Below are 18,517 nucleotides of genomic sequence, written 5' to 3'. Positions count from 1 at the left end.
GCGGCTACATACGCTCGACGCTCAGACCGAACAAGACCGGCCCTATCGCGACCGACAGCTTGCAAGACCGAAAGCACGGCAGCGCAGCGAAAAAGCGCCCGTTCTTGCAGCTCTCGAAATACAGCCATCGCACCGGGCGGGACAGCGCTCCACCGACTGCCTCAGGCCGATTGATAATCAGACCGAGCAGCGCCCGCACGCGCGACGGATCAGGTTTCTATCGTCGCGCTCGTACGACACAGCGCCGGCTTTGTCGGCCGCGTTGCGTCAGGAGCGCGTCTACCGCCTTTGCGCTGGCCGCACGGCTAAGGCCGAGCCTACTGCGCCACGTCGATTGCTTCAGGCGTTATTCGCCAGCGCCCGAGCGGCAGCGTTATCAGCGCCGGCGCCCGCTGGCCTTGCCCGCATAGGGGTTGTCGCTGTTCTTGAATGCGAGTTTGATCGGCGTGCCGAACAGATTGAAATGCTCGCGAAAGCGCCGGACCAAATAGCGTTTGTACTCGGCCGACAGGCGCTGGGTCTGGTTGCCATGAATCACGATGGTCGGCGGATTGCGCCCGCCCTGGTGGGCGAACCGCAGTTTGATCCGGCGGCCATGGATCGCCGGCGGCGCATGCGCAGCTACAGCCTCTTCCAGTGCGCGCGAAACCTGGCCCGTCGACAGTTCGACAAACGACGCCGTATAGGAGGCCTGGACGGCGTCCAGCAGGTCGCGCAACCCGGAGCCGTGCAGCGCCGAGATGAACAACAGCGGCAGATAGTCGAAAGCGCCCATCCGCTCGACGACGTGCGCATGCAGTTGCTCGCGCTCCTTGGCCGACATGCCGTCCCATTTATTGAGCGCGATCACGGCCGACCGGCCGCGTTCCACCGCCAGATTGAGCAGGCGGATGTCCTGGGCCGATAGCCCGGCCCGGGCATCGACCATCAGAATCACTACATGGGCCTGTTCGGCAGCCTGCATCGCCTTGATGACGCTGATTTTTTCGATGGAATCATCGACCCGGGAACGGCGTCGAACGCCCGCCGTATCGACGATGACATAGGGCTTGTCGTCAAAGCTGAATTCGCTGGCGACCGCATCGCGGGTGGTGCCCGGCTCATCCTGGGTGAGCATGCGCTCGTCGCCGACCAGGCGGTTGACCAGCGTCGACTTGCCGGCGTTCGGCCGACCGAGCAGTGCCAGCCGGATTGCATCGGGGCGATGTGCCGTGATCGCGGCCCGCGGGGCCGGCAGATCAGCGAACACCTGTTCGAGCATCAAATTGACGCGGTCGCCGTGCTCGGCCGAGATCGCCCAGGGCTCGCCCAGACCCAGCGCATGGAACTCGGCGTTGGCGCTCGCACCACTCTGGCCTTCGCTTTTATTGACCACCACGAATACCGGCCGACCATGACGGCGCAGTCGATCGGCGATCGCTTCGTCGCCGGCCATCAGGCCCTGGCGATAGTCGACGATCAACAAAACGACATCGGCCTCGTCCAGAGCAGCTTCGGTCTGGGCCAGCGCCCGGGTGTCGATATCTTCGTCGTCCTGGCCGATCCCCCCGGTATCGACCACGATGAATCGCTGGCCGTCGTAGACGCCGTAACCGTAGTGCCGATCCCGGGTGACCCCGGGCTGATCGGCGACCAGCGCATCACGCGAGCGGGTCAGGCGGTTGAACAGCGTGGACTTACCGACATTGGGCCGGCCGACGAGTGCGACGACCGGCAGCGCTGCGCCTGTATCCGACATCAGCGTCAGCCGCCGCTACGGCCGAAGCGCACCGCGGCGACTTCGCCGTCGGCGCCCAGCACGATCGCTTCATCGCCGCCCACGACCACGGGCTGCGCCCGGATCGCTTCGCCGAACGGCCGCCCACGGCCGGCGATCGAGCCATCGTCGGTCGACAGCCAGTGCAGATAGCCTTCGTAGTCACCCACCAGAACATGGTTGTCGAGCACAGCCGGGGCCGACAGCTTGCGATATTTCATAGTGTCCTGCTGCCAGCGCGCCGAGCCGCCATTGCGCGACACGGCCTGGACGACGCTGTCTTCGTCGGTCGCATACACGGTGTTCATATCGACCGCGAGATTGTTCTCGGAGGCCAGTTTGTGTTTCCAGCGGATCTGGCCGGTAGTCAGCGACATCGACACCAGCGAATCGCCGGCACTCACGGCATACAGCGTGTTGTTATCGATCAGCGGGTCGGCGTCGATATCGACGATGCGGTCGAGCTCGGAGCGGCCCTCCGGATAAGCGACGGTTTGCTCCCACTGCTGCTCGCCGGTCTGCAGATCGAGCGCCTGGAGTTTACCGCTGTCCATGCCGATATAGACGACACCGTCCTGGATGACCGGCGACGCCGTGCCGCGCATGGTCAGGTTCGGCACACTGCCTTCGATAGTCCAGAGCCGATCGCCACTGGCCATATCCAGCGCAGCGACATGGCCGTCGACAGTACGCGCGACCGCGATATCGGCCGTGCCAGCCGGGGCCGCGATGACCTCACTGGCCAGATCGGCAGCCCATTTCTGGCTGCCGTCGGCCGCCGATAGCGCGAGCACTTCGCCGTTGCGGGTGCCGACCATCAAGGTACCGGCCACCACGGATGGCCCGGAGATCAGCCGCTCGTCGGTTTCGACATGCCAGAGGCGATCGCCATTGCTCAGATTGAAGGCGACCACTTCGCCGTCGCGATTGGCCACGAACACTGTATTGTTGGCCACCGCGGGCTCGAAACCGCTGACGTACTTGCCAGCGCCTACGCCACCGTTGCTATGCCAAAGCACCTGCATCTGGTAGTTCGGGCTCGGCAGCTCGGTCAACGGTTCGGGCTGGGCGATCGTCGAGCCCCCGCCGCAGCCGCCGAGACCCAGCGTGGCCACGACCAACAACGGCGTCAGACAGGTGAGCGTACGTCGATAGTGTTTCATGAATCGGACTTCTTCGAATCGGTCGGATTGGCATTCGACGCCGACACCGGCGCGGTTTGATCAATCTTGTGCTGCAACATCTGCTGCGGCGCATCCTGCGACAGACCCGCCATGGCTTTTTTGTAAGCCTCGTGCGCCGCTTTGCGATGCCCTTGAGCAACCTGGATATCGCCCGCCAATTCGGCGTACAGCGAATCGAAGGCCGCCGGGTGATCCTGGTTCAACAGCGCCAGTGCCTGCTTGGGCTTATTCTGCGCCCAAAGCACCCGTGCCTTGCGAACGGTCGCGATCTGGCGCATGCCGTCGCCTTCGGCGTTGTGCATCGCCCAGTCAAGATGCGTGTCGGCCTGATCGTACTGCTGTTGATCGACGTAGTAGCCCGCAATGCTCAACGCTGCCGCGCCGGCATAGGGCGTACCGCTGTAATCGTCTTCCAGCTTGGAGACGATGTTCTTCACGCCGCCGGTGAGCTGGCCGCTCGAAATCCCGTGCTGGACTTCGGCGAACATATGCGCGGCCTGGGTATCCTGGCGATCGCTGTACCAGTTCCAGCCGTACCAGCCCCCGATAATGATCAGACCGAGGACGATCCCGACCACCGCTGCCGTGCCATTGCGGGACCACCAGCGGGTCAGCGTTGCCATTTCTTCGTTATCGTCGAATTGGGCCATGCCTGTTCTTTCGTCCTCGAGTATTCGAGCCTGTCGGGTTGTATTGCGCGTCCGCGATCTGCGAACCGAGCCGCGGCGAGCCTAGCGTAGTATGCCCACGCGAGCGAGCCGCGACACGCGCTAGCGGTGGTTCAATGCGTCGCCGAGCAGCGCCGCGATCCGCTCGGGAGCGGCTGCCAGCGATACGCGTTCCTGATCGCGATCGTCGGTCAGCGGTTTGATTTGCAGGGTATCGTCCGCGGCCTCATCATCCCCGAACACTAACGCCAGCCGCGCGCCGCTGCGATCGGCTTTTTTGAACTGCGACTTGAAACTGCCGCCGCCGGCATGCACCCGCAGCCGCAGCCCCGGCAGCGCATCGCGCAGCGATTCAGCCATGGCCGGCACCTTCGCACTGGCCTGATCGCCGGTATGCACCAGATAGGCATGCGGCGCCATATCATCCAGCGCGACCCCTTGGGCCTCCATGAGCGCTGCCACCCGCTCGACGCCCATCGCGAAGCCGGTGGCCGGGGTGGCGCTACCACCCAGCTCGGCAACCAGGCCATCGAAACGTCCACCGGAACAAACAGCGTTCTGGGCTCCGAGATCGTCGGTCAGCCACTCGAAGACGGTGCGCGTGTAGTAATCGAGGCCACGCACCAGGCGCGGGTTGATGGTGTAGTCGATACCAAGCGCTTCGATACCCTCGCACAGCCCCTTGAAGTGGGCCGCCGATTCCGCGCCGAGATAGTCGGTCAACGACGGCGCGGCCGCAATCAACTCGCGCATATCCGGGTTCTTACTATCCAGAATACGCAGCGGGTTACGATCCAGGCGATGCTGGCTGTCGGCGTCCAGCTGGTCGAAATGCGCACTAAAATAGGCATGCAGCGCATCCCGATAGGTCGCCCGTTCTTCCGGGGTGCCTAGGGTATTGATCTCGAGCCGCAGGCCGGTGATGCCAAGGTTCTTGAATAGCCGCGCCGACATCGCGATCTGCTCGACATCTACATCCGGGCCGGTCAGACCGAAGGCTTCGATGCCGAACTGATGAAACTGGCGCTGGCGACCTTTCTGCGGGCGCTCATAGCGAAACATCGGGCCGACGTACCAGAGCCGTTGGGTGGCATTGTGCAGCATGCCGTGCTGGATGCCTGCACGCACCGCACCGGCGGTGCCCTCCGGGCGCAACGACATCAGCTCCCCGCCGCGATCCTCGAACGTATAGAGCTCTTTTTCGACGATGTCGGTCACTTCGCCTACACCCCGCTCGAACAGCGCCGTACGCTCCATGATCGGCAGGCGAATCTGCTCGTAGCCATAGGCGGCAAAGACCGCTTCGGCGGTCCGCTCAAGGGTGCGCCAGAGCGCGTTTTCCGACGGCAGCACATCGTGCATACCGCGAATCGACTGAATACGCTGACTCATGGAAGCCGCATTCCTTCTAAATCAAAAATCGTTCGGGACTCGCCGTGACGCTAGCCGTTGTTGTTCGGCGGATTGATTGTCAGATGCGCAACCCCGCCGTCGGTGGCCTGGCCAGCCACATCAACCGCCTGGCCACCGATCGCGACCTTGACCCCGGGTGCGTAGCCGAGCGTGACCTTATACGGCGGCTCGCCATTAAATTCCTTCGTATCACCGGATTCGAAAATCCCCGAAGCCATACGATTGCCGTTGGCATCGGTTACCCGCACCCAGGAACGATGCGAAAAACTCAGCTCCAAGCGGTTGTCCGGCACCGCGCCGCGCTCAGCGCCCCCCGACTGGCCGCCGTCTTCGGCCGCCTCGGAGTCGCCCCCCGAGCCGCCATTCGGCGAGTCGATACCCAGCGACTGATTGACGTTACGCCCGCCGGCTTTCTGGCCGGTACGCGGTTCGCCGCCGTTGTCGCCGACCACGTCCGGCGTACCGCTGCTGGAATCGGCATCGGTATCGGCCGGCTGCTCGGCCAGGAACGCACTGCCATCGTTGGCGCTTTCATCCGACGAGTTCATGGCCAGCGTAGTCGTCTGGCTATCCTGGTCGGGCTCGTCCGACGACGAAGACAGGCCCGGCATGCTGTTCGACGGCACGAGGAAGAGGATCGCCACGAGCACGATCACGATCACCAACAACAGGATCAGCAGCCCCCGAAAACGTCCCCCGCCCGGGGTAACGTCCTGGGGGATCGTCCCAACACCGACCGAGCGATGATCCATCTTGGGAGCACTCGGCTCGCCGGCCCAGGCGGTATAGGCCGCCATGAGCCGATCGATATCGATATCGAGCACTTTGGCGCACTGACGATAATAGCCGCGGGCGAACACCGGCTGCGACAATGCATTGAAATCATTGTCTTCCAGCGCCTTGACAGTCTTGACGCTCATCTTGGTCTGGGCACACAGATCCTCGACGCTATAGTCGTGCGCCAGCCGTCCTTCGCGCAGGATCTCGCCGGGCGAGACCCCCTCGGCTTTGTTCTGCGTCAGGCTCGATGCGCCCGTATCTTCGGTTGTCTCGTCGTCGTTCATGGCGGTCATTGACGCGATGACTCCAGTTGGCTCAGCGATGTAGTCGCCGTCGTCGGATCTGCATTGTGACGCTTCACGTATGACTCGGCGGCAGCACGATCATGCAGCGCCAACTCGATTCGCGCAGCCAATAGAAGCTGCTCGGGATCGAGCTGGGTCGCTGCGTCGGCGCGTTCGATGAAGGCGCGAGCGCTTAGATAATTCTGCGCATGGTATGCGATTGTCGCCAGCCGCGTCAGGGCCGTAGCTTGTTTCGGGTCCAACTCGAGGGCGCGTTGGAAGTCCTGGGTGGCATCCTGAACGCGTCCGGCCCGGTACCGACAAAGCCCGGCGTTGGCCAGCGTATCCGCCCGGTCGGCTGCATCATCGGTGGCCAGCGCTTTTTTGAAATACGCAACGCCTTGGTCGGTATCGCCCTGTTCGCAGAGAAACGCCGCATAGCTGTTGTAGATGGCGGGCGCCGATCGGATCTCCAGCGTTTTTTCGAAATACCGGCGCGCCGGATCGGGCTGGTTCAAGCGGTCGCTGACCACGGCCATGCCCCAGTTCGCGGTGAAATTGTCCTTATCGTAGGACAGCGCCTTCTGAAAAGCGCGTCGGGCACGGTCGTTGTCGCCCTTGTGCAGGTAATCGGCGCCGACATTGGCATTCGCGGCCGCCGCATTGTCGCGATCGATGCCGCCTTGGCTGGCACAGCCGGCGACCAGCAGCGTCGCCGCTACCCCTATGATCGCGAGCCCGCGACGCGTCATACGCGCGAAGCCGGCTTGGATTCCACCCGGATCGGCACGTCACGAAAATGCCGCTTTTGTTTACTGCGTACCCGACCAACCAGTTGGCCACAGGCGGCGTCGATGTCGTCGCCGCGGGTCCGGCGTACCGTGGTGCGCAGACCGCGGGCGTGCAGACGGTCCTGAAAGGCCCGGATATCCGCTTCGGCCGGACGCTCGTAGCCCGAGCCGTCGAAGGCATTGAATGGGATCAGATTGATCTTGGCCGGCCGACTGGCCAGCAGCTTGGCCAGCGCCTTGGCATGCTCGGGCTGATCGTTGACGCCAGCCAGCAGCACATATTCGTAGACTACGTGGGCTCGGCGTTCTTTGTTTTTCACATAGCGGTCGCAAGCCGCCATCAACTCATCGAGCGGATACTTGCGATTAATCGGCACCAGGTCGTCGCGCAGTGCATCGGTCGGCGCATGCAGCGATACCGCAAGCGCGACATCCACTTCTTCGCGCAGCCGATCCATGAACGGCACCATGCCGGAGGTCGATACCGTGACCCGACGCTTGGACAGGCCAAAGCCGTAGTCGTCGAGCAGGATACGAATCGCCGGCACCACCGCCCGGTAGTTGGCCAGCGGCTCACCCATGCCCATGAACACGATATTGCTCAAGGCCCGGTCACCGTGGATCTTGCCCTGGGCGCGCAGGTCGTGCTCGGCCATCCAGACTTGGCCGACGATCTCGGCCGTGGTCAGGTTGCGATTCAGGCCCTGTTTGCCGGTGGCACAGAACGAGCAATCCAGCGCACAGCCGATCTGCGAGGAAATACACAGCGTGGCCCGGTCGGCCTCCGGGATATACACCGCCTCGATGGCGTTGTCCGGATCCATGTCCTCAGTAACAGCGAGCAGCCATTTGCGGGTGCCATCCTGGCTGGCCTGTTCACGGATACGTGCCGGCGGGCGCACCTCGGCGATTTCCGGCAGACGGTCACGCAGTTTTTTGGACAGATCGGTCATGGCCGCGAAGTCGGTAACTCCACGGCCATAGATCCACTGCATGACCTGCTTCGCCCGGAATGCCGATTCGCCGTGTTCCTTGAAGAACGCCGACATTGCCTCCCGGTCGAGACCGAACAGGTTCACGCGCTCACCGCTGGCGGTAGCGCTACTACGGGTTGCGGGCAGTTTTTCGGTGGCGACATCGGTCATGGCGAATCGGTTCCGGTCGAACGTCGGCTTAGCGGGGGCAGATGCCGCTTTCGCCGAAGAAGAAATCGATCTCGGCAGCGGCGGTGTCTTCGCCGTCCGAGCCGTGTACGGCGTTGGCATCGATGGACTCGGCGAAATCACCGCGAATGGTGCCGGCCTCGGCTTCCTTCGGGTTGGTCGCGCCCATCAGGTCGCGGTTCTTGGCGATCGCGTTCTCGCCTTCCAGAACCTGCACCATGACCGGGCCAGAGATCATGAACTCGACCAGGGCGTTGAAGAAGGGACGCTCGGCATGCACGGCATAGAATTTTTCCGCGTCTTCGCGCGAAAGCTGCAGCATGCGGGCGCCAACGATCTTCAGACCGGCTTTTTCGAATCGGCTGTAGATGTCACCGATCACGTTCTTGGCGACAGCGTCCGGTTTGATGATCGACAGGGTGCGCTCAGCGGCCATGGGTTCTCCTAAGACAAACAATACGATATGGGGCAATCACGCGCGAGCCACATGCGCGCGCGGATAACCTCACATTGTAGCTCGCCAAGGGCACTCTTGTCAGTGCTGTCGATTTAGAGACTGACTAAAACCCTGGCCGATGCCACTCGGGGGCAGCATAAACGGTTAAAAAAAACCAGCCAGCGGAGAGATCCAGCGGGCACTCGGTACACGGCCTCTGACGCATCGACAGCAAACAAGGTCGCAGCCTGCATAGCACCGGGCATCAAACCTGGTTTGCCGCACGGCTCGCTAGGCTCGTGCCCGATCGCCGATTCATGCGCCGTTTCGACCGTTCCGGCGGCGACGGCCACATCCGAACCGGCCGCCGTCGCTCGGGCATTCGAGCCTAGATCATGAACGACTCGCCGCAGCCACAGGCATTGCGGGCACGCGGATTGTCGAACCGGAACATGCGATTGAGCCCTTCGGAGCGGAAATCCACAGTGGTACCGCCTAGCACCTGCATGTGCTTGTGCTGGACCACCACCTTGGCGCCATGGCCTTCGAAGACATCGTCGTCTTCGCCGATCTCGTCGGCATAGTCCATGGTGTACATATAGCCGCTACAGCCGGACTTGCGCACGCCCAGTCGCAGCCCCAGACCATGCCCTCGCTTAGACAGCTGCTCCTTGATACGGCCTGCGGCCGCTTCGGTCAGCTCGAGCCCTTCGGATTCGAGAATTGTGTCGCTCATAACACTATCGTCCCAGATTGATCATGGCATTGGCTAATGCATCGATCGCCAGTGCCCCAGCGTAGCGCTGCGTCGGGCTTAGAGCCAAGGCTCTTTCAAGCTCCCTGACGCTTAGACTACGAGCGTTTTCAATCGTTTCGCCAGTCACGCGCTGGCAGGTCCAGTCCGCTGCGGCAATCACGGGCGGCGGACCGAAGGCACCGAACGCCGCGCGCAACCGCTCGTCGTCCGCGATTGCCAGAAAGATCCGACAGCGCGCATCCGCCCCCGGCGTTTCACCGAAACCGCTCGCCGGCCAGTCGTCGACATTGCCGACCGCATACGCGGGCTGCAGAAATCTTGTCGTGACCTCATCCACTATGCCTGCCTCGTCAACTCCGGTCAGGCCGCAGCCGCCAGCGCGCGCAATCGCTGTACCTCGGCAACGAAGCGCGCTGCGGCGGCATCGATGGCGACGGCGTCGATGCCCGGGCCAAGCGAAAAACGGATCGTGGCCGCAGCCTCGCGCGGCGCAACGCCCATGGCCCGCACCACATGCGAGGATTCGCCCTTGGCTGCACTACAGGCGGCCCCGGTGGACACCGCGAGCGCTGGCTCGCCCTCGGTCAGCCCGGCCAACAAGGCACCGCCGTGCACACCGGCCACGCTTACGCTTAGAAACGGCGCTGCGGTGGTCTCGGCGCGACCGTTGCGCCCGAGCCCGCCGAGACCTGCAATCGCCGACCACAGCCGCTCGCGCAGCTCGGCCCATTCCGGCTGCAGCAACAGTCCCTGCTCGACCGCCCAGGCCGCCGCGGCGCCGAAGCCCACGATTTGATGGGTCGGCAACGTGCCGGCTCGCAGGCCGCGCTGTTGGCCGCCGCCCAGAATCTGGGGCGCCAAACCGGCTCGCGGGGCTCGCCGTCGAACATACAGCGCCCCGATGCCTTTCGGACCGCCGATCTTGTGCGCGGATAGCGACATCAGCGCGATCGGCGTGGTCGCAACATCGATCGCCAGACGGCCCAGGCTTTGGGCGGCATCGACATGTAGTGGCACGCCGGCTTCGGCACAGCGCGCCGCGATCGCCGGAATATCGTGGACCACGCCGGTTTCGTTATTGACCTGCATGATCGAAACCAAGTCCGGCTGTTCGGCCAGCGCCGCATCGAGCTGCGCATGATCGATCGCGCCGTCGCCGTCGACCGCCAGCCAATCCACGCGTACGCCCTGCCGTGCCAGCGCCTTCAATGTATCCCGCGTGGCCGGATGCTCGGTGACCACGGACACAATATGCCCACCCTCACCGGCGAACTCCGCGACGCCGCGCAGCGCCAGGTTCGAGGCCTCGGTCGCGCCCGAAGTCCAGATCAACTCCCCGGGTGCCGCATTGATCAGACCGGCGACTTGCTCGGCGGCCTGATCGATCCGAGCGGCTGCACAGCGTCCCGGCGCATGCTGGGATGAGGGATTGCCAGGCGCCTCGACCAGCGCGGCCTGTATCGCCTCGGCGACCCCAGGCGCCAGTGGCGCGGTGGCCGCATGATCCAGATAGAGCGTCTCGAGCATGTCAGGCGTCGTCGGTAATACGCTCAATTTCCGGCGTGTCTTCATCCAGACGATCGGCCAACTTGCGCGTGAGCTTTTCCAGCTCATCCTGGCGCCGCTCCAGGGCGTCGATATGGTCGAGCATGGCATCAATGCCACGGGCCACCGGGTCCGGCATGTCCTGGCTCACGCCATACAACGAAAACCCAATGCGATCGGCGGTTTCCTTGCGCCGGTCCTCGGGGGTGCCGTCCTTGCATTTGACCAGCTTGGCCGGCACGCCGACTGCCGTGCAGCCGGGCGGCACTTCCTTGACCACCACGGCATTCGAACCAATCCGCGCTCCTTCGCCCACCGTGAACGGACCAAGCACCTTGGCGCCAGCTCCGACGACCACCTCGTTTTCCAAGGTCGGATGCCGCTTGCCCGGATTCCAGCTCGTGCCGCCCAGGGTTACGCCCTGATAGATGGTGCAGTCGTCGCCGATCACGGTGGTTTCACCAATAGTCACGCCAAAGCCGTGATCGATGAAAAAACGCCGACCGATTACCGCCCCGGGGTGGATCTCGATACCGGTCACCCAACGCGACAGGTGCGAAACGAAGCGAGCCACCCATTTCATATGGTGGTTCCAACACCAGTGCGCGATCCGATGCCACCACAAGGCATGCAGCCCGGGATAGGTGAAAATGACTTCCCAGATACTACGGGCCGCCGGATCGCGTTCGAATATCGCGTGCAGATCTTCTTTAAGACGAGCAAACATCGGCTTTTCCCAAACTTTAAAACGCCTTTACGGACGTTTTGCAGGCCGCCGGGCACCCGACGGCGCGCGGTCGTTTCATCGTTGTCACCCTATTTCGGGCCGAAAACGCTGGTATCAAGTGTACCGATGGCATCCAATGCCGGCGCAGCATCGCGGTCGCGACACGGCCCGAGCGGTCGTCTATGGCCAACAAGCGCATCGCGCTGCTACTCGGCTTGGTCATCCTTCGGCTTACGATTGGGCAAGCCGCGCGGATCCAGGGCCCGCAACGCGCCGCGCAGGATATTGACCTCGACCCGGTCGGGCGCGGCACGGTTGAACAAGCGCCGCAGGCGCCGCATCAGCATTTTCGGATCGTCCGGATCGAGAAAGCCGGCCGCGACCAACACCGCCTGCCAGTGCTGATACAGCCCTTCCATATCGGCGATCGCGACCGGTTCGTGTACATCGCCCGCCGAAATACCGTGCCCAGCAGCCACACGCAGTTCGTAGGCCACGACCTGGACTGCCGCTGCGAGATTCAAAGAACTGTATTCCGGATTGCTCGGTACCTGCAGATGCAGCTGGCAAAGATCGAGTTCGGCATTGTTCAGCCCGGCCCGTTCGCGCCCGAACACGAGGGCGACTGGCCCTTCGGCAGTCGTGGCGACCGCGCGCTCGGCTGCCGTGCGCGCATCGACCAAGGGCCACTGGGTCCGCCGGCTGCGGGCACTGGTGCCGATGGCCAGAACACAGTCGGCCAGCGCCTCGTCGAGGGTCTCGAATACGCGGGCGGCCGCCAGTACATCGTCGGCCCCTGAAGCCCGTGCGCTCGCCTCGGGATCGGGATAGCGCTCGGGCGCGACCAGCACCAAATCGGCCAATCCCATGACTTTCATTGCGCGCGCGGCGGCGCCGATATTGCCGGGGTGCTGGGCACCGACCAGCACGATGCGCAGGCGCGCAAGCGCGATCGGATCGGGCGCGTCGGCGGCAGCAGGCGTGGTATCGCTCATTTGAATCACAAACCGAAGGCATCAAGGCGCGCAGATGTTACGCTAACGCCCTTTTACGCGCCTGCCCATGCAACCACTCACCAACATCGCCGTCACCGCTGCGCGCCGCGCTGGGGATGTCATCCTCTCCTACTACCGCCGCGGTGAAACCGGCGAAGTCACCCGCAAGGGTGACAACGACTATGTGACCGAGGCCGACCGGCGCGCCGAAGCCACGATCATCGATACCATTCGCCGCAACTACCCGAATCATGCCTTTCTGGCCGAGGAGTCGGGCGAGATTGGCGATGCCGAGACGGTCTGGATCATCGATCCAATCGATGGCACCGCGAACTTCATGCGCGGCATCCCGCATTTTTCAGTCTCGATCGCCTGCCAGATCAATGGCGTGGTTGAGCATGCTGTGATCTACGACCCGGTCAAGGACGAACTGTTCACCGCCGATCGAGGCGCCGGGGCGACCCTCGACGGCCGGCGCATGCGCGTGTCCTCGACTGTGCGGCTGCGCGAGGCCATGCTGGCCTCCGGGTTCGCCTATCGCAAGGACCGCGATATCACGACCTACATGCCGGTCTACAACCGCATCCTGTCGGCCAGCGCACATATGCGCCAGCAGGGTTCGGCCGCGCTCGAGTTGGCCTATGTCGCCGCCGGACGACTGGATGGCTATTGGGAAATCGGGCTAGCGCCGTGGGACATGGCCGCCGGCATGCTGATGGTGCGGGCCGCCGGCGGTATCGCCAGCGATACCCACGACAACGATGCCAATCCGTTGGATACCAACAATATCCTGGCCTCGAACCCCAAGCTCTACCCACAGCTGTTAGACAAGATCGTCAAAACCCCGCGCGGCAGCTAAGCCCCGAACCGGGCCGCGCGGCTGGGTAGGGTCGCGCGGTCGCGGTGCATACCAGCCGTGCCCGCTCGCGCACCAGTCGCCCTTTCCCGGCCTTGATCAACGCCTGGCGCGGCTCAGCATGTCAGGCGAAGCAGGCCAGATAGGCATTGCGAGACCCTGCCCTGTAAATCTGGAATGGGCGCCTCGCCGGCCGTTGCCCCGACGCTATTGACGCGCCCGACTCAGACCCTGGTGCCGCAGCAAATCGTCGTCGAGCGACAGCCAGCGCCATGCCTCGTCGATGAAAGCGTGACATTGCGGACGATAGCGCTCCGGCTCGTCCATGACCCCGAGATAGAAATACAGCTCGCCCGGCAGGCCGGCGTCGCGATAGCCGATCGGTGAGCCGCAGCCACCACAGAACAAGCGTTCGACACCGGCGTGCCGACTATGAGCCTGGGGCCGGCCCTCCTCGAAGCTAATCCGCTCGGCCGCGAAGCCGACGAACACCGTGACCGGCGCGCCGGTGGCCCGGCGACAGTCCGCGCAGTGACAATAGGATACCGCCAGCGCTGGCGAATCGACCCGCCAGCGCACCGTACCGCAGCGACAGCGGCCGGTGGCAGGCGTGGTGTCAGTCGAGGCCATTGGCCGTCGCGATCAGCGCGTGACCTTGGCGGCCTTTTCGGCGTCTTCTTCCTTCGGCGGGAACAGATCGTGGGCATTGATCTTGAAGCCCAGCGCCAAGGCACTGGCCACGAAGATCGAGGAATAAGTCCCGGTTATGATGCCGACCAACAATGCCGCGGCAAAACCATGGATGACCGGCCCGCCGAGGAAGAACAGCGCGAGCAGCGTCATGATGGTCGTGCCCGAGGTCATCAGAGTCCGCGCCAGGGTCTGGTTGACCGAAGCATTGACGACTTCCTTGGGCGTGGCCTTGCGCATACGCCGGAAGTTTTCGCGGATCCGATCGAAGACTACGATCGTATCGTTGAGCGAATAGCCGAGTACGGCCAGCAGCGCAGCCAGCACGGTCAGATCGAAATCCATATGGGTGAGCGAGAACACACCCAGGGTGATCAAGATATCGTGGACCAGTGCAACTACCGCGCCTGTGGCCAGCTTCCAGTGGAAGCGGAAGATCACGTAGATCAGGATCGCGATCACGGTATAGAGCAGCGCCAGGCCGCCCTTGTTGATCAGCTCGTTGCCGACCTGCGGCCCGACGAACTCCACGGATTGCAGGCTCGCTCCGGAGGTTCCGGAATCGAGCGCGGCCATGACCTTGTCGCCTACTGTGGCCGGTTCCTTGCCACTGGTCGCCGGCAGCCGGATCAGCACAGCATCGGCACTGCCGAAATGCTGCACCGTACGCTGGTCGTAGCCGGCATCATCCAGGGCGGTCCGAACCTGATTGAGATTGGCCTCCTGCGGATACTGAACATGCACGACCACACCACCGGTGAAGTCGATGCCGAAGCTCAGCTTGCCGATCGCCAGCGAAGCACAGGAAATGAGAAGCACGACCGCCGACACGATGACGGCAAAGCGCGCCATGCCGACAAAATCGATCGAGGTATTGGACTTGATCAGACGCATAGTCGGTGAGTCTCCGCCGCCCTAAATGGAGAGCTTCTTGAGCCGCTTACGGCGGCCATAGACCAGATTAACGATGGCGCGAGTACCCACGATGGCCGTGAACATCGACGTCACGATGCCCAGGCTGAGAGTCACGGCAAAGCCCTTGACCGGACCGGTGCCGAAGCCGAACAGCATGAGCGCAGCGATCAGGGTGGTGATATTGGCATCGAAAATCGAGGTGAACGCTTTGTCGTAGCCGGTCTTGATCGCCGACTGCGGCGAATTACCGGCATCCAACTCCTCTCGAATACGCTCGAAGATCAGTACGTTGGCATCGACCGCCATACCGATGGTCAGCACGATACCGGCGATACCGGGCAGCGTCAGAGTGGCTTGGAGTAACGACAACGCTGCGACCACGAGCACCAGGTTCATGAACAGCGCCACATCGGCGATCAAGCCAAACACGCCGTAGTAGATCGCCATAAAGGCCACCACGACCAGGAAGCCGACCACGACGGCCCGCTCACCTTGGGCGATGTTGTCGGCGCCCAGGCTCGGGCCGATCGTACGCTCCTGCACGATATTGACTGGCGCGGCCAGCGCCCCGGCGCGCAGCAGCAATGCGAGATCGTGAGCTTCGCCACGCTGCAGCCCCGTGGTCTGGAAACGCTTGCCGAAGGCGCTCTGGATATTGGCCACACTGATCACCCGCTGGTCTTCGTGCTGGGTGGTGACCTTCTTGCCGTCTTCGTAGTGGGTCTCAAACCGGGTCTCGGTATAGAGCACCGCCATCGGGTCGCCGACGTGCGAAGACGTGATATCGAACATCTTGCTCGCCGCCTGACCGTCGAGCGTGACGAATACTGCTGGCTGATTGCTTTGCTGATCGAAACCGGCCGAGGCATCGACCAACTGGTCGCCCGAGGCGATCACGTCGTCGTCGAGCAGGATCGGCTGACCGTCCTTGCTGTGATACAGCTCGGTGCCTTCGGGGATATCGCCGGTCCGCTCGGCCTGCTGCGGGTTCTGGCCCTGGGCCACCAGCCGATATTCGAGGGTCGCGGTCTTGCCGAGCAGGCGCTTGGCCTGGGCCGTGTCCTGAACACCGGGCAGCTCGACCACGATCCGATCCTGGCCTTGACGCTGAACCAACGGCTCGGCCACGCCGAGTTCGTTGACACGATTGCGCAGGGTCGTGAGGTTCTGCTCGAGTGCGAAGCTGCGGATATCGTCGGCGCGGTTTTCGCTGAGTGTGGCCACGAGCGTGTTATTCGCACCTTGGGCCGGCTTGAACTCCAGATTGCCGAACTGATCGGGCAAGGCGTCCTCGGCCTTGTTCATCGACTCGGCATTGGGAAAGACCAGCTTGATCGCCCGGCCGTCGCGAAACGCCCGCTGATAGCGGATCGACTGATCGCGCAGATAGTGCGGGAGATCGCGCGCATAGCGATCGTAGGTATTATCAAACACCGTATCCATGTCGACCTGAAGCAGGAAATGCACGCCCCCGCGCAGATCCAGCCCCAGTGACATGGGTTTAGCATTGATCGCCTGCAGCCAGGCTGGAGTTGAGGGGGCCAGGTTCAATGCCACCGTGTAATCGTCACCCAGCTGTCGCTTCAACGCGCCGGCGGCCTTGAGCTGGGTATCCGTGTCGTCATAACGCGCCAGCAGTCGCCCGTCTTCGAGCGTCACGCTCTGGGCGCCCAGACTCGCGTTCGACAGGATCGTCTGTACGCGGTTTTCGAGCTGGGCCGTGGCGTCACTGCCATTGACCCGGGAAATCTGGACTGCAGGCTGCTCCCCGAACAAGCTGGGCAGTGCATACAGCATGCCCACTACCAGCACGACAACCAGCAGCAGATATTTCCACAGCGGATAACGATTCATAAGGCCCCGATCAGTCGCAAAACGCTAGGTCGCTGGCGCGGCCAGCCTACAGCGAGTCCATCGTGCCCTTGGGCACCACGCTGGTTACCGAAGATTTCTGGACCCGGACCTCGACGCCTTCGGAGATCTCAACCAGCAGGAAGTTTTCACCGACCTGCCGGATCCGGCCGGCCACGCCGCCGGAGGTCACGATCTCATTGCCTTTTTCGAGGCTGTCGATGAGTTTCTTGTGTTCTTTCTGGCGTTTCATCTGGGGCCGAATCACCAGAAAGAACATGATCGCAAAGAACACGACGATCATGCCGATGGAATAAATCGCGCTGCCGCCTTCGGCGCCGCCGCCCGACTGGGCATGGGCAAGAGGAATTAGGAAATCCATAGTTTTTTTGGCCCTCGTCAATGAATAACGCGGCTGCCGCCGCAGACAAGCCGCACAGTATGCCACAGGCCATGCGGCTGACCTGATACGTCGATTCGGTTAGTTCGAATAACCGCCGTGGGCGGCCTGTGGCGTACCGTGGCCTTCCGGCCCGGTGAAGAATTCGCGCATGAAGCGGTCGTAATCCCCGGCTTCGATCGCGCCCCGGATACGTGCCATCAGGCGCTGATAGTAGGCCAGATTGTGCCAACTGTTCAGGCGCGCAGCGAGAATCTCGCCGCAGCGATACAGATGATGCAGATAGGCCCGGCTGTAGTGGCGACAGGTATAGCAATCGCAGGCCGGATCGAGCGGCGACGTATCGTGCTTGTGGGTCGCGTTTTTGATCTTGACCACCCCGTCGTGGGTGAACAGATAGCCGTTGCGGGCGTTGCGGGTGGGCATGACGCAGTCGAACATATCCACCCCGTAGGCCACTGCGGCCACCAGATCGGCTGGCGTGCCCACCCCCATCAGGTAGCGCGGCGCATCCGCCGGCGCCAACGGCAGCACCCCATCGAGTACCGCGGCCTTGTCCTCCCAGCCTTCGCCCACCGAGACTCCGCCGATCGCATAGCCATCGAAACCGATCTCGACCAGCGCCGCCATGGACTCGGCCCGCAGATCGGCAAACACACTGCCTTGGTTAATGCCGAATAGCTTGTTGTCGGAATCGCCATGGGCAGCTCGACAACGGGCTGCCCAGCGCATCGACAGTCGCATCGAACTGGCGGCATCGTCTTTCGACACCGGGTAGTCGGTGCATTCATCCAGGCACATGACGATGTCGGAGTTCAGCGCATGCTGGACTTCGATCGAACGCTCGGGCGACAAGTATTGGCGGGAGCCGTCCAGCGGCGAACGAAAGGCAACCCCGTCCTCGGTCAGCTTGCGCATCTCGGCCAGCGACCAAACCTGGAAGCCGCCGGAATCGGTCAGGATTGGCCGCTCCCAGTACATGAAGTCGTGCAGGCCGCCATGAGCCGAAACGATCTCGGTGCCCGGGCGCAGCATCAGATGATAGGTGTTACCGAGCACGATTTCCGCACCGAGGTCGGTCAATTCCTCGGGGGTCATGCCTTTGACGCTGCCGTAAGTCCCCACCGGCATGAACGCCGGGGTCTCGACCGTGCCATGGGGCAGATGGAGTCGGCCGCGGCGTGCCTCGCCGGCGCGGCCCAGAGGTTCGTAAATCATGGCGGCGCAGTCTAGACGCGCAGACCGCTCGCGTCGATGGACGTGATTGAGTCGTTCACAATCCTATGGCTAGACTAAACGTGCACCC

At 63.1% G+C, this 18,517-nt stretch carries 19 protein-coding genes; 1 reads left to right on the top strand and 18 read right to left on the bottom strand.

All coding sequences use genetic code 11. The features are described 5' to 3' along the window. Positions 1–376: 376 nt before the first annotated feature. From der to V5738_RS06735, 13 genes are all read right to left on the bottom strand, one after another. Complete coding sequence (gene der / locus V5738_RS06795) at positions 377–1,738, bottom strand: ribosome biogenesis GTPase Der (RefSeq protein ID WP_423823673.1); 1,362 nt, start codon at positions 1,736–1,738, stop codon at positions 377–379. Positions 1,739–1,743: 5 nt separating this feature from the next. After that, positions 1,744–2,919: an outer membrane protein assembly factor BamB gene (gene bamB / locus V5738_RS06790; RefSeq protein ID WP_423823672.1), complete on the bottom strand. Its 1,176-nt coding sequence runs from the start codon at positions 2,917–2,919 to the stop codon at positions 1,744–1,746. Next, on the bottom strand, positions 2,916–3,590 hold the full coding sequence (locus V5738_RS06785; protein WP_423823671.1) for a YfgM family protein: 675 nt from the start codon (positions 3,588–3,590) through the stop codon (positions 2,916–2,918). Before V5738_RS06785 ends, bamB begins: the two co-directional genes overlap by 4 nt. A 120-nt stretch (positions 3,591–3,710) precedes the next feature. After that, positions 3,711–5,000 (bottom strand): histidine--tRNA ligase, encoded by a 1,290-nt coding sequence (hisS, locus tag V5738_RS06780; protein ID WP_423823670.1) that lies wholly within the window; start codon positions 4,998–5,000, stop codon positions 3,711–3,713. Positions 5,001–5,050: 50 nt separating this feature from the next. Further along, a complete protein-coding gene (locus tag V5738_RS06775) occupies positions 5,051–6,085 on the bottom strand; it encodes a helix-turn-helix domain-containing protein (protein WP_423823669.1) in 1,035 nt (344 codons plus the stop codon). A 5-nt stretch (positions 6,086–6,090) separates the two neighbouring features. Next, on the bottom strand, positions 6,091–6,837 hold the full coding sequence (gene pilW, locus V5738_RS06770) for a type IV pilus biogenesis/stability protein PilW (protein WP_423823668.1): 747 nt from the start codon (positions 6,835–6,837) through the stop codon (positions 6,091–6,093). Next, positions 6,834–8,021 carry a 23S rRNA (adenine(2503)-C(2))-methyltransferase RlmN gene (rlmN, locus tag V5738_RS06765; protein WP_423823667.1) on the bottom strand — a complete coding sequence of 396 codons (1,188 nt, stop codon included), beginning with the start codon at positions 8,019–8,021 and terminating at the stop codon, positions 6,834–6,836. The genes pilW and rlmN overlap by 4 nt, the downstream gene beginning before the upstream one ends. A 28-nt stretch (positions 8,022–8,049) precedes the next feature. Then, positions 8,050–8,475: a nucleoside-diphosphate kinase gene (gene ndk, locus V5738_RS06760; protein WP_423823666.1), complete on the bottom strand. Its 426-nt coding sequence runs from the start codon at positions 8,473–8,475 to the stop codon at positions 8,050–8,052. A 388-nt stretch (positions 8,476–8,863) separates the two neighbouring features. Beyond that, positions 8,864–9,211 (bottom strand): HesB/IscA family protein, encoded by a 348-nt coding sequence (locus tag V5738_RS06755; RefSeq protein WP_423823665.1) that lies wholly within the window; start codon positions 9,209–9,211, stop codon positions 8,864–8,866. 4 nt (positions 9,212–9,215) lie between these two features. After that, complete coding sequence (locus V5738_RS06750; RefSeq protein WP_423823664.1) at positions 9,216–9,569, bottom strand: iron-sulfur cluster assembly scaffold protein; 354 nt, start codon at positions 9,567–9,569, stop codon at positions 9,216–9,218. 23 nt (positions 9,570–9,592) lie between these two features. After that, a complete protein-coding gene (locus V5738_RS06745; RefSeq protein WP_423823663.1) occupies positions 9,593–10,759 on the bottom strand; it encodes a cysteine desulfurase family protein in 1,167 nt (388 codons plus the stop codon). A 1-nt stretch (position 10,760) separates the two neighbouring features. After that, entirely contained in the window at positions 10,761–11,504 is a 744-nt protein-coding gene (gene cysE, locus V5738_RS06740) for a serine O-acetyltransferase (RefSeq protein WP_423823662.1), read from the bottom strand. A 206-nt stretch (positions 11,505–11,710) separates the two neighbouring features. Continuing rightward, entirely contained in the window at positions 11,711–12,499 is a 789-nt protein-coding gene (locus V5738_RS06735; protein WP_423823661.1) for an RNA methyltransferase, read from the bottom strand. A 67-nt stretch (positions 12,500–12,566) separates the two neighbouring features. Between V5738_RS06735 and V5738_RS06730 the strand changes: the two genes are divergently transcribed. Continuing rightward, positions 12,567–13,358 (top strand): inositol monophosphatase family protein, encoded by a 792-nt coding sequence (locus V5738_RS06730; protein WP_423823660.1) that lies wholly within the window; start codon positions 12,567–12,569, stop codon positions 13,356–13,358. A gap of 204 nt (positions 13,359–13,562) precedes the next feature. Here the strand turns inward: V5738_RS06730 and V5738_RS06725 are convergent, their stop codons facing one another. The 5 genes from V5738_RS06725 to tgt form a co-directional block, all read right to left on the bottom strand. After that, positions 13,563–13,985: a GFA family protein gene (locus tag V5738_RS06725; protein WP_423823659.1), complete on the bottom strand. Its 423-nt coding sequence runs from the start codon at positions 13,983–13,985 to the stop codon at positions 13,563–13,565. 12 nt (positions 13,986–13,997) lie between these two features. Further along, entirely contained in the window at positions 13,998–14,939 is a 942-nt protein-coding gene (gene secF, locus V5738_RS06720; RefSeq protein ID WP_423823658.1) for a protein translocase subunit SecF, read from the bottom strand. Positions 14,940–14,960: 21 nt separating this feature from the next. Further along, positions 14,961–16,814: a protein translocase subunit SecD gene (secD, locus tag V5738_RS06715; RefSeq protein ID WP_423823657.1), complete on the bottom strand. Its 1,854-nt coding sequence runs from the start codon at positions 16,812–16,814 to the stop codon at positions 14,961–14,963. A 46-nt stretch (positions 16,815–16,860) separates the two neighbouring features. Continuing rightward, complete coding sequence (gene yajC / locus V5738_RS06710; protein ID WP_423823656.1) at positions 16,861–17,193, bottom strand: preprotein translocase subunit YajC; 333 nt, start codon at positions 17,191–17,193, stop codon at positions 16,861–16,863. A 99-nt stretch (positions 17,194–17,292) separates the two neighbouring features. Beyond that, a complete protein-coding gene (tgt, locus tag V5738_RS06705) occupies positions 17,293–18,429 on the bottom strand; it encodes a tRNA guanosine(34) transglycosylase Tgt (RefSeq protein ID WP_423823655.1) in 1,137 nt (378 codons plus the stop codon). Positions 18,430–18,517 lie beyond the last annotated feature (88 nt).

This window comes from Salinisphaera sp. SPP-AMP-43 (assembly GCF_049568105.1).
In the GTDB taxonomy this organism is placed as follows: Bacteria; Pseudomonadota; Gammaproteobacteria; order Nevskiales; family Salinisphaeraceae; genus Salinisphaera.
The sequence above is the reverse complement of the archived record's forward strand: the minus strand, read 5'-3'. Positions and strand labels throughout refer to the sequence as shown.